We start from the raw sequence: 14239 nt of genomic DNA on the forward strand, positions 1-14239 counted from the left end.
CATGTGGATGCTGATCCATTTGCTGATCGTGATTGCATTGACGCTGACAACAACGTGGGGCGGGCTCATCTGGTTGATGGGCGTGGTCTTGTGGCGAATGGCACGGCGCGGAGTGAGGATATTTGTGCTGATATTCGTTGTTGGGACTATCGGTCTTGTCATAATTCTCAATCCTCAGTCAGCAAAGGCTGGCAGCCAAATGATTCCGCGCGCTTCTTCGACAGAAACGGGCGATACTTGATGAACCTGCTGTTCGCCAACGACAGGCCCGGCACTTATCCGGACAGCTGGTACGCCGCGAGTGCCACTCCGCTGGATGCGTTCCCGCCGCTAAAGGGCGATGCCCGCGCCGACGTCTGCATCATCGGTGCGGGGTATACCGGGCTCAGCGCGGCGCTGCATCTGGCGCAGGCGGGCGTGGATGTTGCGGTTGTCGAGGCGCATCGCGTTGGTTTTGGTGCCTCAGGGCGCAATGGCGGGCAAGTCGGGACCGGCTTCAACAATGGGCAGGACTGGCTGGAAAATCGGCTGGGCGACGCGAAGGCCCGCGCGTTATGGGATCTGGCCGAGGATGCGAAGACGACGCTGCGCGATCTGATCCGGGATCACCGGATCGACGCAGACTGGCGCAGCGGGGTGGCCCATTGTTGCCGGTTTGACACCGAAGTGGCCGAGGCCCACGCCGAAGCCGGGATGCTGGCGCAGCGTTATGGGTATGAACAGATCGAGCCGCTGGACCGCACCCGGATGGCCACACTGGTCGGCACCGACGTTTATGCCGGCGGAACGCTTGACCACGGCGCGGGGCATATCCACCCGCTGCGCCTTGCGCTGGGGCTGGCCAAAGCGGCCGCTGCGGCCGGGGCGCGGATTTACGAAAACACACCCGTCATCAGCATCACCCCGGGCGCGCCGAATATCGTGGCCGGTGATCACGGGCGCATGACCGCTGACCATATCATACTGGCCACCAACGGCTATGTCGGTGGGCTGGACGCGCAGGTTTCGGCCCGGGTGATGCCGATCAACAACTATATCGTGGCCACGGAACCGCTGGGCGAGGATGCGCCGCTGACCAAAGACATCGCAGCCAATGACACCCGTTTTGTCGTCAATTATTGGCGGCAAACGCCGGACAAGCGTTTGCTGTTCGGGGGCGGCGAAAGCTATGGCTATCGGTTCCCCAGGGATATCGCTGCCAAGGTGCGCCCGGCGCTGGCGCAGGTCTATCCTCGGTTGGCGGACGTGCGGATCGACCATGCCTGGGGCGGAACGCTGGCGATCACCAGCCACCGCCTGCCGCATTTTGCGCGCCCCGCGCCCTCGGTCTACAGCGCGGCGGGGTATTCCGGTCATGGTGTCGCACTGGCCGTGATGGCCGGGCGGGTGTTGGCCGAGGTGATTGGCGGCAACGCTGCGCGCTTCGACCTGCTGGCTGGTCTGCCGGCGATGCGCTTTCCCGGCGGCGGCGCACGCGCCCCCTTGCTGGCGCTGGCCATGCGCTGGTATTCCCTGCGCGACCGGTTGGGGATTTGACGCCCCGCACCAAGCGACAATTTCGGAGAACCCAATGAAAGACCATGCCGCAAACAGTTGGGAAGGCCGCGCAGACGCGCATAATCTTTACGGGTTCACCGATCTGCCGTCGGTTGCGGAACGCGGCGCGGTGGTCCTGACCCACGGGCACGGGCCCTATGTGGTTGATGTGCACGGCCGCCAGTATCTGGATGCAAACTCCGGCCTTTGGAACATGGTTGCCGGGTTCGATCACGCAGGCCTCGCCGCCGCCGCCAAGGCGCAATACGACCGTTTCCCTGGCTATCACGCGTTCTTTGGCCGGATGAGCGACCAGACCGTCATGCTGTCCGAAAAGCTGATCGAAGTATCGCCGTTCGCGCGGGGCAAAGTGTTCTACACCAACTCGGGGTCCGAGGCGAACGATACACTGGTCAAGATGCTCTGGTTCCTGGCGGGGGTCGAGGGCACACCGCAGCGCCGCAAGATCATCACCCGCAAAAACGCCTATCACGGGGTCACGGCGGTCAGCGCCTCGATGACCGGCAAACCCTATAACGAAGATTTCGGCCTGCCGTTGCCGGGCTTCCTGCATCTGACCTGCCCGCATTACTGGCGTGAAGGCCAGGCGGGCGAGACTGAGGCTGAGTTTACCGCGCGCCTGGCGCAGGAACTTGAAGGCATGATCGCGCGTGAAGGCGCGAAGACCATTGCCGCATTTGTTGCGGAACCCGTGCTGGGTGCGGGCGGGGTGATCCCGCCGCCCGAAGGGTACTTTCAGGCCATCCAGCCGATCCTGCAAAAGCACAACATTCCCCTGATCTCGGACGAGGTGATTTGCGGCTTTGGGCGCACAGGTGCGGTCTGGGGCTGCGACAGCTATGGCTTCGTGCCAGACGCCATCATCAGTTCCAAGGCGCTGACCGCCGGGCTGTTCCCGATGGGGGCTGTGATCCTTGGCCCGGACATTGCCGGCCGAATGCAGGCGGCGGTCGAAGAAGCCGAGGAGTTCGCCCACGGCTTCACCGCCTCGGGCCACCCGGTCGGCTGCGCCATCGCGCTGAAAGCGATCGAGGTAATTCTGGACGGCGACGGCGACGCCCCGCCCCTGATCGAAGCCGCCCGCGCGCTGATCCCGACCTTCAAGGCCGGTCTGAACCGCATCGCCCAACACCCCAACATCGGCGAAGTCCGCGTGCGCGGGCTGATGGGCGCGTTGGAGGCGGTACAGGACAAGGCGACCAAAACGCCGTTTCCCGGCGACCTCAGCATCTCGGAAAAGATCGCCAACACCTGCACCGAACATGGGCTGATCTGCCGCCCGCTGGGCCAATCCATCGTGCTCTGCCCGCCGTTTGTGATGACCGACGCACAGATGGCCGAGATGTTCGACAAGCTGGAGGCCGCCCTGAAAGCGGTGTTTGACGCCGCCGTGTGACCACGGATACTGTTGAAAAAGTCCGTTGATTGGCCGCGCACGCTCTGATTCACTTGTTTTGAGGGTGGAGGGTTCGGCGATGATGGGTCCAAGGCAAGTTGCGCAAGGCGCGCTGTTCTATGAGTTCTCGATCGAGAGTTTTGTGCCGAAGGATCATCCCGTCCGGGGAATTGATCGCTTCCTTGATCTGACAGGTGTGCGCCCCTTGCTCGCTTCATACTACAGTGCCAATGGCCGCCCTTCGATTGATCCTGAACTGATGATCCGCATGCTGTTGTTGGGCTATTGTCAGGGCATCCGTTCCGAGCGACGGCTTTGCGAAGAGGTTCATGTCAATCTGGCGTATCGTTGGTTTTGTAAGCTTGATTTGGCTGATCCAGTGCCCGACCATTCGACATTCTCTAAGAACCGGCATGGCCGTTTCCGCGAGAGCGGTTTGTTCCGACATTTGTTCGAGGTCGTTTTGCAGCGCTGCATGGATGAGGGGCTGGTTGGCGGCCACAGCTTTGGTGTTGATGCCAGTCTGATCCCCGCGAATGCAAACCAGACGCGCGGCGTTGAAAGCAAAGACGGACTGCCAGCAGATCTGACGTCCCGTGCCGTCGACGAATATCTCGAGACGCTGGATGATGTGGCCTTCGGTGCTGCGACCAAGGTCGTCCCCAAATACATCTCACCGGCTGATCCAGCAGCGCGTTGGACTGGGGCTGACGGGGGAGCCGCCTACTTTGCCTATTCCACTAACTATATGGTCGATTTGGATAATGCAGTCATCGTGGACGTCGAGCCGACGGCTCCGATCCGGCCTGCAGAGGCGCGGGCAGCAAGGGAGATGATCGATCGTGTACATGAGCGGTTTGGCATCAAACCTGACAAGCTTGTGGGTGATACGGGTTACGGATGATTGTGTTGAAAAACTCCGTTTTAGGGCCTGAACGATGATTTTTCTTTCCATGCAGCCCGATCCTAAATTTTTGGCGCGGGGGTCGGCCCAAATCGCCTACATGCGCTCACGCGCAGCCATGCGCTGTCTCGTGGTCAAAGCTTTCCGACTATTTCGCTTCATAGGTTTTCGCAAGAAATCCGCGACGCTCTGATTTCGGAGTTTTTCAACACAATCGGATCAGCCGAGATGTTGGGCTGGCTTGTGGACGAACGTCAAATCGAACCCCACATTCCGGTCTGGGATAAGTCAAAACGAACTGACGGCACATTCTCACGCGAAGACTTTGTCTACGACCCGGCGACCGACAGCTATACTTGCCCGACCGGCAAAGCCTTGCAAACATATCGGCGGAACTTCTCAAAACCGCGAAAGCCCAATGGCAGCAAAGACGGGTTCATCAGATACCGAGCCTCAAAGCACGATTGCGACGCATGCCCTCTGAAGTCGCAATGCTGTCCGAAGGACGACGGCAGACGCCTTATGCGGTCCGTTCACGAAGCCGCCCGAGACGTCGCTCGCGATATCCGAAAAACAGATGCCTACATGACGTCGTTCATCCAAAGGCGGAAGGTTGAAATGCTCTTTGCCCACCTGAAACGATACATCGGCGTGCAGATGATGCGGCTTCGAGGACCCAAAGGCGCAACCGAACAGTTCCAACTCGCAGCAACAGCTCAAAACCTCCGGAAACTGGCGAAGTTGGTGCCAGCAACAGTGCCAACGTGAAAGAAAACGGCGCGCGGCCGCCTCTCGCTCAACAACGCGCCGACCAAAACATCGACTTCTTCAACAGTATCCACGCAAAGCTGCCTTTCCACCTTATTCAAACCAGAATTCGCGTGAATAGCGGCACGGCACGAGCAAACAGGCCCAAATTCCATGACCGAAACCACACAAACAACCCGGCCCGGACGAGACATTCCATGGGATGCCATCGGTATTGCCGCCGGGTTGGCGTTGTTGGCCATGAACCTCTGGCGGCACCGCCTGTTCGTGCATGACGACAGCTTTATTTCGCTGCGCTATGCCCGCAATCTGGCGGAACATGGACAGCTTGTGTGGAACCTGGGCGAACGGGTCGAGGGTTATACCAATTTCCTGCATGTGGTCGCCAGTGCCGGGCTGATCCGGATTGGGTTTGATCCGCTCGCAGCGGCGCAGTCGCTGAATGTCGCGGCGGCGGTTCTGTTACTGGTGGTTGCCGCGCGGGCCGGGCGACTTGTCGCGCCGGATGCACCGGTGGCAAGGGCCGCCGCCGTTCCGATGATCGGCGCCAGCCCCGGTGTCGCGATCTGGACGCTTGGCGGGCTAGAGGCTGTGCCCGTCGCCGCCCTTCTGGGCCTTGGCATGTATCGCGTTTTGCGCATCGTCAATGGCGACCACGGTCGTGGAACGCTTCTGGCCGCACTCGCCTTTTCGCTTGCGGTGCTGACGCGTCTGGACACGGCGGTGTTCATTGCGGGTGCAGGGCTGGGGCTGATGCTGGCGACAAATCTGTCGCCCGGCAGACGGGTTGGGCTGGCGGTGCTGATCGTCGGGGTGCCTGCCGCAGTGGCCTTTGCCCATATGGGGTGGCGGGTCTGGTACTATGGCGAATATCTGCCGCTGACATTCCACGCCAAGACCGGGCTGCCGACACTGGCGCGGCTGTCCTTCTTCCCACGCTATGCGCTGGCGTCCCTGCTGCCCGCGCTGATCGTGACGCTTGGCTTGCTGGGCTTCGTTGCCCTGCTTCGGCGTCCACCCTCTGCCGGGTTGGCGAGGCTGCTGGGCGTACCGATGCTGGCCTACCTGCTGTACGTCGGCTGGGCTGGCGGCGATCACATGCTGGGCGCGCGTCTGTTCCTGCCCGTGCTGGTTTCGGTGGCCATGCTGGTCCTGTTAGCAATAACGCATCTGAGCGATGGTCGCGACAAGCCGGTCAGCCTCATTGCGCTGGCCCTGGTGGCAGTGACCGGCCTGCAGATCCCATCCCTGAAGCAGGATGAGGCCGCCTTTATGGGCCGCTTGCTGGGCCTTCACTTTGCCGAGACGTTGCCAAAAGGATCAACCATCGCGTTGCACACGGCCGGTTCGACCCCCTATTTCGCAACCGACAACACGTTCATCGACATGCTGGGGTTGAACGACCCGCATATCGCGCGGCGCAACCCGGTGCCGATGCTGGCCACGTGGCAGGAGGTCCCCGGCCACAGCAAGGGCGACGGGGCCTATGTGCTGGAGCGTGAGCCGGATGTCATCGTGGTCGGCTCCGCACGCGGTATCCTGATCGACGATGAGCCGTGGTTCCTCAGCGACGCTGAATTGGCGCAGTTGCCGGAATTTCGCGAATGCTATGCACCGGATACCGTGTTTCTTGACGCGCCTGATGCGATCAAGTGGCGCGGGCCAGCGACTGTCTGGCCGATCCGCTTTGCCTACTACACACGCAGTTGCAGTTAGACCGCCATATTGAAAATCTCAATCGCTATCGGAACTGTCTGCGCCCGGTGCGCGCCTTGCTAAGGTCGCACGTTCATCTACGGGTATCGTTTCAGTAACAATGAACAATGCTCAAGAAATCCGCCCTCAGGATTTCTTTCCCATCTTCGAAAGCTTGTCCTGCATCGCCGCCAGCTGGGCCTTGATTTCATCCAGGTCACTTTCGGCATTCGCGTCAGCCTCGGCCGGTTGCGAAGGACTGCCCCAATTCGCCAGACCCCCGGTCATTGCTTTCATGAACGCCTCTTGCTGGGCTTTCATGGCATCGAAGCCGGGCATTTTGGCCATCGGGCTGGAACCAAGGTTGTCCATCACCTTGGACTGACCGTCGCGCAACATCTCAAAGCTCATCGCCAGGAATTGCGGCACCACGGATTGTGCCTGACTGGTATAGCTGCGCACCAGATCGGTCAGCACATCCGTCGGCAGCACGTTTTCGCCACGGCTTTCGTGTTCAGCGATGATCTGCAACAGGTACTGCCGGGTCAGGTCGTCGCCGGATTTGAGGTCGACGATCTGCACGTCGCGGCCCGCCCGGATGAACGAGGCGACATCGTCCAGCGTCACGTAATCGCTGGTTTCGGTGTTGTACAAACGGCGGCTGGCATAGCGTTTGATCAGAAGCGGCGCGGTCTTGTCGGCCATATCCGGCGTCCCTTGTTGCGGCAGTGCAGCATAGCCTAGGACGGGCCGCGGCAAAAAGAAAGGGCGGGCACGAAGGCCCGCCCAGTTCAGGGGAGAATTCTGTATTTGCGGATCAAGCGGCTTTCGCAGCTTTCTTCGCGGCCTTGGTCACGTCGTCGGTGGCTTTCTTGGCAGCTGCCGAGAGTTCCTCACCAGCGTCTTTACCAGCAGCCATCAGCAGTTCGACGGTGTCCATCTGAACTTTCTTGGCAACTTCGGCGTAAGCGGCCAGCGACTCGGAGGTCATTTCGGACGCAGCCGATGCGAAATCGGTGACGACTTTCGAATAATCAGCCGGGTCCTTCTGGGCTTTGGTCACGGTGCCGACTTTGGCCAGGGTGTCCTGGGTCCATTTGGTCGAAATCTCGGTCGACTTTTCAGCCGCATTCAGGGCAACCGCGCTCAGCTTTTCGTTGAAAGCGACGGCGGATTTGAAGGCGTCCTGACCGGCGGTCATGTCGACCGGGAATGCGCCGAAGAAATCCTGAACCATCTTGGTGTAATCTTGCTGTGCCATTGTCATCATCCTTTGTGTCGGGTGCGGCGGGGCCGGTCATCCGGGGCCGCCTGTTGTTTGCTTGTGCAGCATAAATACATGCTGCGATGCGGCATTTCAAGGGTTTATGCTGCGCTGCAGCAAAAATATTTGCAGTCAGTTTAACGCAGCAAAATCAGTCGTTTACCTTGGAAACAACATAGGTTCCCGGTGCGGGGGCAAGAATTTTTTGCCCCTTTGCCCCCGGTTTGCGCGCCGCAACCTGCTTGCCGGAGCGGCCGGACAGCCAGGCATCCCAGGCAGGCCACCACGATCCATCGACGAAACCCGCGCCCTCCATCCAGTCGTCAGCAAGCTCGGGCCAGTCGCTATTCACATAGTGGCCGTATTTCTTCTTCGACGGTGGATTGACGATCCCGGCGATATGCCCGCTTTGCGAAACCACGAAGCTTTTGTCGCCCGACCCCATCGCCCGCATCGACGCATAACTCGCCTTCCAGGCGGCAATGTGATCCGTCTCGCACGCGATTGCCATAAGCGGCACAACCACGTCCGAGGATGTCAGCGTTTCGCCCAGCAGTTCAAACCCGCCATCGGCGAATTCGTTGTTCTGGCACAGGTGTCGCAGATATTGCACCGCCATGCGCCCCGGCAGATTGGTGCTGTCGCCGTTCCAGAACAGCAGGTCGAAGGCAGGCGGCGCCTCGCCCATCATATAGCTTTTGATCGCCGGGCCATAGATCAGGTCGTTGCTGCGCAGGAACGAAAACGTCCGCGACATGAAGAACGAATGCAGGATACCGTTTTCGGTGCATTCCGCCTCGATCCCGTCAACGAAATCGTCGTTGAGGAAAACGCCAATCTCTCCCTGATCGGAAAAATCAGTGAGCGTGGTGAAAAACGTCGCCGAGTTGACCGAGGTATCGCCACGCTTCGCCATCAGCGCCAGGGTCAGCGCCAGTGTCGTCCCGCCGATACAATATCCGGTGGCGTTCACCTGTATTTGTCGGGTGATTTTTTTGACCTCGGCGATGGCGGTCAGATACCCCTCTTCGATATACTCCTCCAACCCGACGTCGGCATAGGATGCGTCCGGGTTCACCCAGCTGACAACGAAGACCGTGTACCCCTGATCAACCATCCATTTGATCAGGCTGTTCTTTTCCTTCATGTCGAGGATGTAGAATTTGTTGATCCAGGGCGGGAAGATCAGCAGCGGGATCGCATGAACCTTGTCGGTCGTCGGCGTGTACTGGATCAGCTCGAACATCCGGTTGCGGAACACGACCGAGCCGGGCGTCGTCCCAAGGTTCTCACCCACTTTGAAGGCATTGCGATCCGCCAGCGTGACCAGCAGGTCGCCTTCGTTCGCCTCAATATCCCGGACCAGGTTTTCAAGCCCGTCCACCAGGCTTTGGCCTTCGGTCTCGACCGCCTTGGTCAGCGCTTCGGGGTTGGTGGCCAGAAAATTTGTCGGGGACAGCATGTCCATGATTTGGCGAGAGAAGAATTCCAGCCGTTTCTTATCGCGCGGATCGTCCACTTCGATCCCCTGAACCGCATCGCTGATCGCCTGCGAATTGAACAGATACTGCTGTTTGACATAGTTGAAATAGGGGTTGGTGGCCCACATCGGGTTGGAAAACCGCGGATCGGTCGGGCCGGTGTCTTCGGGCAGGTCCAGCTTGCCCTCCAGCAGATGCTCCTGCGCTTCAACATAGTGCTTCAGCGTTTTGCCCCAATATCCGACCTGCTGTTCGATCATTTTCGACGGATTTGCCATCATCTCGGAAAAATACGCTGTCGCCGCCTTGGCGAACAAATCCGGGCTGGGGGCTTGCAGGCCTTCACGCACCGATTTCTTGTTGCTGAGCGCTGCAACCAACCGGGCTGACAGATCCTCAACCTTGGCGATATTCTGGTTCAGCCGATCCAACCCTGCATCATCAGCGGGCGCGTTCTTAATATCATCATTTGTCATATTCCCGAAACCAGCCCTTTACTTTGCAGGTGCAGCATTTACCTTTGGAGCAATCATACCGCAGCCGGGCCAATCCGGCAAAGCGGCATAAGGGACTAGCCGCTATGCGCCAGATGGCCACCTATGACCTGATCGAAACCATGCGCACCACTAACAAGTGGCTGGGGGCGACTGCGCGCGCGCTGGGCTCCTATCCCGCGACCGGTCTGGTGCCAAACCCGATGTTCAACTGGATCGCGGCCTGGGGCGAAGTGACCGAACGTACGTTTTCGCGTATGGTCACCCGGCCCGATTGGGGTATCGACACGATCAGCAATGAAGACGGGCGTGACCACATGGTGACGATCGACAAGGTGGTTGAAAAACCCTTTGGCGATCTGATCCGCTTTAGCGTCGCGGGGCGCCCCGACAAAAAACGCCGGATCCTGCTGGTGGCGCCGATGTCCGGCCACTATGCCACGCTGCTGCGTTCAACCGTGCGCAGCCTGCTGCCGGATGCCGAAGTCTGGGTGACCGACTGGCACAATGCGCGCGATATTCCGGTTAGCACCGGCAAATTCGATGTCGAGGATTACACGCTCTACCTGGCCGAGTTTATGGAGCATCTGGGCCACGACACCCATGTGATCGCCGTGTGTCAACCCGTCCCGCTGGCGCTGGCGGCGACGGCCTATCTGGCCGACCAGAACCCCAAGGCGCAGCCGAAAACCCTGACCCTGATCGGCGGCCCGGTGGATCCGGACGCCGCACCCACGGATGTGACCGATTTCGGGCGCCGCGTTACCATGGGCCAGTTGGAGCATATGGTGATCCAGCGTGTCGGGCTGAAATACGCAGGCGTCGGGCGCATGGTCTATCCGGGCCTGCTGCAACTGGCGAGCTTCATGTCGATGAACGGCGAACGCCACGGGCAGGCCTTTCAGGATCAGGTCATGGCGACAGCGCGCGGTGAAGCCGGGGATCACGACAAGCACAACAAGTTCTACGACGAATACCTCGCCGTGATGGACATGACGGCAGAATTCTACCTCTCAACGGTCGAACGTATTTTCAAAGCCCGTGAGGTTGCCACCAACAGTTTCACCATCGCAGGGAAGCCTGTCGATATCGCTGCGATCAAGGATGTCGCCGTGAACGTGATCGAGGGGGAGGAGGACGACATTTCCGCCCCCGGCCAATGCCTTGCGGCGCTGGACCTGCTGTCCGGCCTGCCCGAGGCCAAAAAGGCCAGCCATCTGGAACCCGATGCGGGCCACTACGGTATTTTTGCGGGGCGCAGCTGGCGTCAGAATATCCGACCCCTGGTACTGGATTTCATCGACGCGCAGTCTGGCGGCAAAAGGCGCAAGCCGGCGAATTCCACCCGACGCCCGGCCAAGCCGGAACCGGTGGTTGATCTGGCCTCGACCGCGAAAGGGCCTTTGCCGGTCTGAATGGTAGTCACAGCTGGAGGGGCCAGCCCCTCCAGACCTCCCCGGGATATTTTTGGGTCAATGATGCGTCAGAGGCGCGCGGACGCAAGCCCTGCGCCTTCGGACAGCGCCGCCAGTTTGGCGAATGCAATCTCGGGATCGACCGCACCGAAGCCTGCAAAGGTGCCGAAGCCGCAGTCTGATCCGGCCATCACACGTTCGGCCCCGACGATATCGGTGAAGCGTTCAATGCGCTGGGCGACGACTTCGGGATGCTCGACGAAATTCGTGGTACTGTCGATGACGCCTGGGATCAGGATCTTGTCGTCCGGGATGTCGGCCTTTCGGTCGCGGAATACTGTCCATTCATGCGCGTGACGCGGGTTCGAGGTTTCGAACAAGACCGAACCGGCACGCGCATTCATCAACGTGTCGAACATTTTCGCCATCTCGATATCGCAGACATGCGGGCCTTCGTAATTGCCCCAGCAGATGTGGACACGCACCCGCGCAGGGTCGATGCCGTCCAGCGCATGGTTCAGCGCTTCGACATGGGATCCGGCAATCTTGATGAATTCTGCATCGCTGAGATCGTTGAACAGCATGTGCCGTGACAGCGCCAGATCCGGGCAGTCCAGTTGCAGCATCAGCCCCGAGTCGACGATTGTGCGGTATTCCGCCGCCATGGCATCGGCCAGTGCTGCAAGATAGGCGTCGCGCGTCTTGTAGAAGTCGTTTTGCAGGAACAGGCTGATCACGCCGGGCGAGGCGGCGTTCATGAAACCGCCGCCAGCCCCCTGGCTCGTGATCGCCGCCTTGAGGTTGGCGATGTCTTTCTCCAACTCTCCTTGACCTTTGGACTTTACTTCGCCCACGCACATCGGACGCGCGTAGGTCGGCGTGCCACCGTCGTCTGCCAGCCGTTCAAGGAAGCTGGGGAACAGCTTCAGGTCGGCGGGTGCATTCCTGGGGCTGTCGCCGCCGAACCCGGTGTAGCGATCCTTGACGTAGGTGGCATAGCTGATCTTGGACGTTTCTCCGTCGCTGACCATATCGATTCCGGCCTCGACCTGGCGGCGGACGGTTTCGTTGACCCCTTCGGTCATTGCGGCGTCAAATTCGGCCATGTCATAGGCCGCGCCCTTTTCGCGCGCGAAGATGAAATCCACGATTTTCTGGCTGCGCGGCAGACTGCCGACATGAGTGGTTTTGATGCGGGTCATAGATGTGTCCTTTTCGGAATTTACCGGACCCTAAAGCGTTTCGGCTTGAACCTGAATCGCGAGGGATTCCCTTGAGACCTGATCTGTGATTCATCCTGTTTGGGAGGATGGATCATGTCAGCACCTTTGCCATCTGCGCTTCGGATACGGTTTCAGAGATACATTGAAGAAGGGTTGAGCGGGCGCGCGGCGGCGTTGCGGTTGAAGCTGTCGCCTGCCACAGGCGCGCGGTGGGCGCGTCAGGTGAGGATGAAGGGTCATGCGGAACCTGCCCGGCAGGGACCGCCGCGCGACAAGGGAAAGCTGGCTCCGCATCGGGAATTCTTTGAGGAGTTGATCGCACAAGACCCTGACATCACGCTCTTTGAGTTGCGTAATGCGCTGGCCGATGCAGAGGGTGTGCGGGTGCATCACTCCTCCATCGCCAACCTTCTGTCCCGGCTCGGCTTCACGTACAAAAAAAGTCGCTGGTCGCAACCGAGCGCCGCCGCGCCAAGGTAAGGCAGCAACGGGCCGACTGGTTCAGATACCGCTCGCCAGCCATTGCGACCTTTCCTGAGCGCGTTGTCTTTATTGACGAAACCGCAGTGAAGACAAACCTCACGCGCCTACGCGGCAGAGCCAAGCGCGGTAAGCGCCTGACGATGGATGCGCCCTTCGGAAGCTGGGGAACCCAAACCTTGATCGCGGGCCTGACCCAAGGCGCGCTGATCGCACCTTGGGTCATCAAGGGAGCGATAGATGGCCCCGCCTTCGCGGCCTACATCCGCGAAGTGCTGGTCCCCGAGATCAACCCCGGCACTGTCGTCATTCTCGACAACCTGGCAACCCACCGGAATAAGGAGGCGACGCAGGCTTTACGCAATCACGGCTGCTGGTTCCTTTACCTGCCACCGTACTCGCCCGACCTGAATCCCATCGAGCAGGCCTTCTCTAAACTGAAAGCCCATTTGCGACGGATCGGGGCCAGGTCCTTTACCCAGGTCTTCGAAGCAATCGGAGCAATCTGCGATCTCTACGACCCAGTAGAATGCTGGAACTACTTTAAGGCCGCCGGATATGTCTCAGGTTAATGTCGAAACGCTTTAGAGCATGGTCCATTTAATCTGCAACATATCCGGCAGCCTTGAAGAGGTTTCTGCATTCTTCTGGTGGAAAGAGGTCGCAGGTTTGTGCGACGGATTGGAACAGCGCGTCGAAGGTACGTGCTTTCAGCCGTCGCAGATGTGCTTTGAGCTTGGCGTATGCCATTTCGATAGGGTTCAGGTCGGGGCTGTAGGGCGGCAGGAAGAGGAGCCAGCTTCCCTGCGCTTTCAGGATGGCCTGTGCCTTTGCGGATTTGTGGGACGACAGGTTGTCAGCGATCACGACGTCACCTGGCTGCAAGGTCGGAACCAATTGGGTTTCAATGTATATGTCGAAGGCGGCGCGGTTCATGGGGCCGTCCAGAACCCAGGGTGCGCTGAGTTCATCCATCCGCAGCCCGGCGATGAAGGTTTGCGTGCGCCAGTGGCCGAAGGGCGCGTCCGCCTCAAGCCGAGTCCCCCGGAGGGATCGGCCCCGCAGGCGTGTCATCTTGGTGGTGACGGCGGTTTCGTCGATAAACACCAGCCTATGCGGCTCACGGCGCATCCTCGGCATCCGACGCCGCCACTCGTATCGCGCGGCGCGAACCCGTTTGCGCAGCCTTTCCGTTGCGATCAGCTATTTTTTTATATGTGAACCCAAGGCGATGAAGCAAGTGACGCGAGAGCATCGCCGGTGTGGCGATTAGGTCATGCTCCTGCTTCAACGCTTCGGCCAGCTCCGGCATGGTGATGTCCGGTTCAGCTTGCACGCGTAATTTCAACCACTCGGACGCCGCGTCCAACTTGCTGCGTCGAGGCCGTCCTTGAGGCGCAGCTTTCACGCCGCCGGTTCGCCTTTTGCGCTGCATGATCCGCACCGCGCTCGCGACCGATATCCGCAAACGCCGGGCCGCCTCATGGCAGGAAAGTCCTTCATCTACCAGCGCGACGACGCGCTCTCGAATGTCCAAAGACAGTGATTTCCCCATGATCCAC

Annotated in this window: 13 protein-coding genes; 8 read left to right on the plus strand and 5 right to left on the minus strand. The window is 59.9% G+C overall.

The features are described from left to right. Position 1 precedes the first annotated feature (1 nt). The 6 genes from GKR99_18455 (at position 2) to GKR99_18480 (ending at position 6341) form a co-directional block, all read left to right on the plus strand. Entirely contained in the window at positions 2 to 241 is a 240-nt protein-coding gene (locus tag GKR99_18455) for a hypothetical protein (GenBank protein ID NKB29426.1), read from the plus strand. Continuing rightward, entirely contained in the window at positions 241 to 1536 is a 1296-nt protein-coding gene (locus GKR99_18460; GenBank protein ID NKB29427.1) for an FAD-dependent oxidoreductase, read from the plus strand. The genes GKR99_18455 and GKR99_18460 overlap by 1 nt, the downstream gene beginning before the upstream one ends. Positions 1537 to 1570: 34 nt before the next feature. After that, positions 1571 to 2953 (plus strand): aminotransferase class III-fold pyridoxal phosphate-dependent enzyme, encoded by a 1383-nt coding sequence (locus tag GKR99_18465; protein NKB29428.1) that lies wholly within the window; start codon positions 1571 to 1573, stop codon positions 2951 to 2953. A 79-nt stretch (positions 2954 to 3032) separates the two neighbouring features. Continuing rightward, the gene (locus tag GKR99_18470; protein ID NKB29429.1) at positions 3033 to 3857 is read left to right on the plus strand and encodes a hypothetical protein; all 825 of its coding nucleotides are present in this window, start codon (positions 3033 to 3035) and stop codon (positions 3855 to 3857) included. Between the two features lie 228 nt (positions 3858 to 4085). Beyond that, positions 4086 to 4625, plus strand: coding sequence for a hypothetical protein (locus GKR99_18475; protein ID NKB29430.1), 540 nt, complete (start codon positions 4086 to 4088; stop codon positions 4623 to 4625). 153 nt (positions 4626 to 4778) lie between these two features. Further along, positions 4779 to 6341 (plus strand): hypothetical protein, encoded by a 1563-nt coding sequence (locus GKR99_18480; protein ID NKB29431.1) that lies wholly within the window; start codon positions 4779 to 4781, stop codon positions 6339 to 6341. A gap of 126 nt (positions 6342 to 6467) precedes the next feature. Here the strand turns inward: GKR99_18480 and phaR are convergent, their stop codons facing one another. The 3 genes from phaR to phaC all read right to left on the minus strand — a co-directional run bounded on the left by phaR (position 6468) and on the right by phaC (position 9541). Then, complete coding sequence (gene phaR / locus GKR99_18485; GenBank protein NKB29432.1) at positions 6468 to 7025, minus strand: polyhydroxyalkanoate synthesis repressor PhaR; 558 nt, start codon at positions 7023 to 7025, stop codon at positions 6468 to 6470. Between the two features lie 112 nt (positions 7026 to 7137). Then, positions 7138 to 7581 (minus strand): phasin, PhaP, encoded by a 444-nt coding sequence (locus GKR99_18490; protein ID NKB29433.1) that lies wholly within the window; start codon positions 7579 to 7581, stop codon positions 7138 to 7140. Positions 7582 to 7735: 154 nt separating this feature from the next. After that, a complete protein-coding gene (gene phaC / locus GKR99_18495) occupies positions 7736 to 9541 on the minus strand; it encodes a class I poly(R)-hydroxyalkanoic acid synthase (GenBank protein NKB29434.1) in 1806 nt (601 codons plus the stop codon). 104 nt (positions 9542 to 9645) lie between these two features. On the opposite strand from phaC, the gene phaZ reads away from it, so the two are divergent. Continuing rightward, a complete protein-coding gene (phaZ, locus tag GKR99_18500) occupies positions 9646 to 10974 on the plus strand; it encodes a polyhydroxyalkanoate depolymerase (protein ID NKB29435.1) in 1329 nt (442 codons plus the stop codon). Positions 10975 to 11042: 68 nt separating this feature from the next. On the opposite strand, the gene GKR99_18505 is transcribed toward phaZ, so the two are convergent. Then, the gene (locus tag GKR99_18505; GenBank protein NKB29436.1) at positions 11043 to 12176 is read right to left on the minus strand and encodes an epoxyalkane--coenzyme M transferase; all 1134 of its coding nucleotides are present in this window, start codon (positions 12174 to 12176) and stop codon (positions 11043 to 11045) included. 114 nt (positions 12177 to 12290) lie between these two features. On the opposite strand from GKR99_18505, the gene GKR99_18510 reads away from it, so the two are divergent. Next, positions 12291 to 13249, plus strand: a protein-coding gene (locus tag GKR99_18510) for an IS630 family transposase (protein NKB29437.1) whose coding sequence is annotated in 2 segments (ribosomal slippage) — positions 12291 to 12632 and positions 12635 to 13249 — 957 coding nt in all. Because the reading frame shifts where the segments join, the coding sequence is not laid out codon by codon here. A gap of 28 nt (positions 13250 to 13277) precedes the next feature. Here GKR99_18510 and GKR99_18515 read toward each other — a convergent pair. Further along, positions 13278 to 14232, minus strand: a protein-coding gene (locus tag GKR99_18515) for an IS630 family transposase (GenBank protein ID NKB29438.1) whose coding sequence is annotated in 2 segments (ribosomal slippage) — positions 13278 to 13880 and positions 13882 to 14232 — 954 coding nt in all. Because the reading frame shifts where the segments join, the coding sequence is not laid out codon by codon here. Positions 14233 to 14239 lie beyond the last annotated feature (7 nt).

It is taken from the genome of Paracoccaceae bacterium, from assembly GCA_012103375.1.
Classification (GTDB): domain Bacteria; phylum Pseudomonadota; class Alphaproteobacteria; order Rhodobacterales; family Rhodobacteraceae; genus WLWX01.

Coding starts and splice junctions, on each gene's coding strand:
- GKR99_18460 (NKB29427.1), top strand. CDS start 241: ATGAACCTGCTGTTCGCCAACGACAGGCCCGGCACTTATCCGGACAGC.
- phaZ (NKB29435.1), top strand. CDS start 9,646: ATGCGCCAGATGGCCACCTATGACCTGATCGAAACCATGCGCACCACT.
- phaR (NKB29432.1), bottom strand. CDS start 7,025: ATGGCCGACAAGACCGCGCCGCTTCTGATCAAACGCTATGCCAGCCGC.
- GKR99_18470 (NKB29429.1), top strand. CDS start 3,033: ATGATGGGTCCAAGGCAAGTTGCGCAAGGCGCGCTGTTCTATGAGTTC.
- phaC (NKB29434.1), bottom strand. CDS start 9,541: ATGACAAATGATGATATTAAGAACGCGCCCGCTGATGATGCAGGGTTG.
- GKR99_18465 (NKB29428.1), top strand. CDS start 1,571: ATGAAAGACCATGCCGCAAACAGTTGGGAAGGCCGCGCAGACGCGCAT.
- GKR99_18455 (NKB29426.1), top strand. CDS start 2: ATGTGGATGCTGATCCATTTGCTGATCGTGATTGCATTGACGCTGACA.
- GKR99_18490 (NKB29433.1), bottom strand. CDS start 7,581: ATGGCACAGCAAGATTACACCAAGATGGTTCAGGATTTCTTCGGCGCA.
- GKR99_18480 (NKB29431.1), top strand. CDS start 4,779: ATGACCGAAACCACACAAACAACCCGGCCCGGACGAGACATTCCATGG.
- GKR99_18475 (NKB29430.1), top strand. CDS start 4,086: ATGTTGGGCTGGCTTGTGGACGAACGTCAAATCGAACCCCACATTCCG.
- GKR99_18505 (NKB29436.1), bottom strand. CDS start 12,176: ATGACCCGCATCAAAACCACTCATGTCGGCAGTCTGCCGCGCAGCCAG.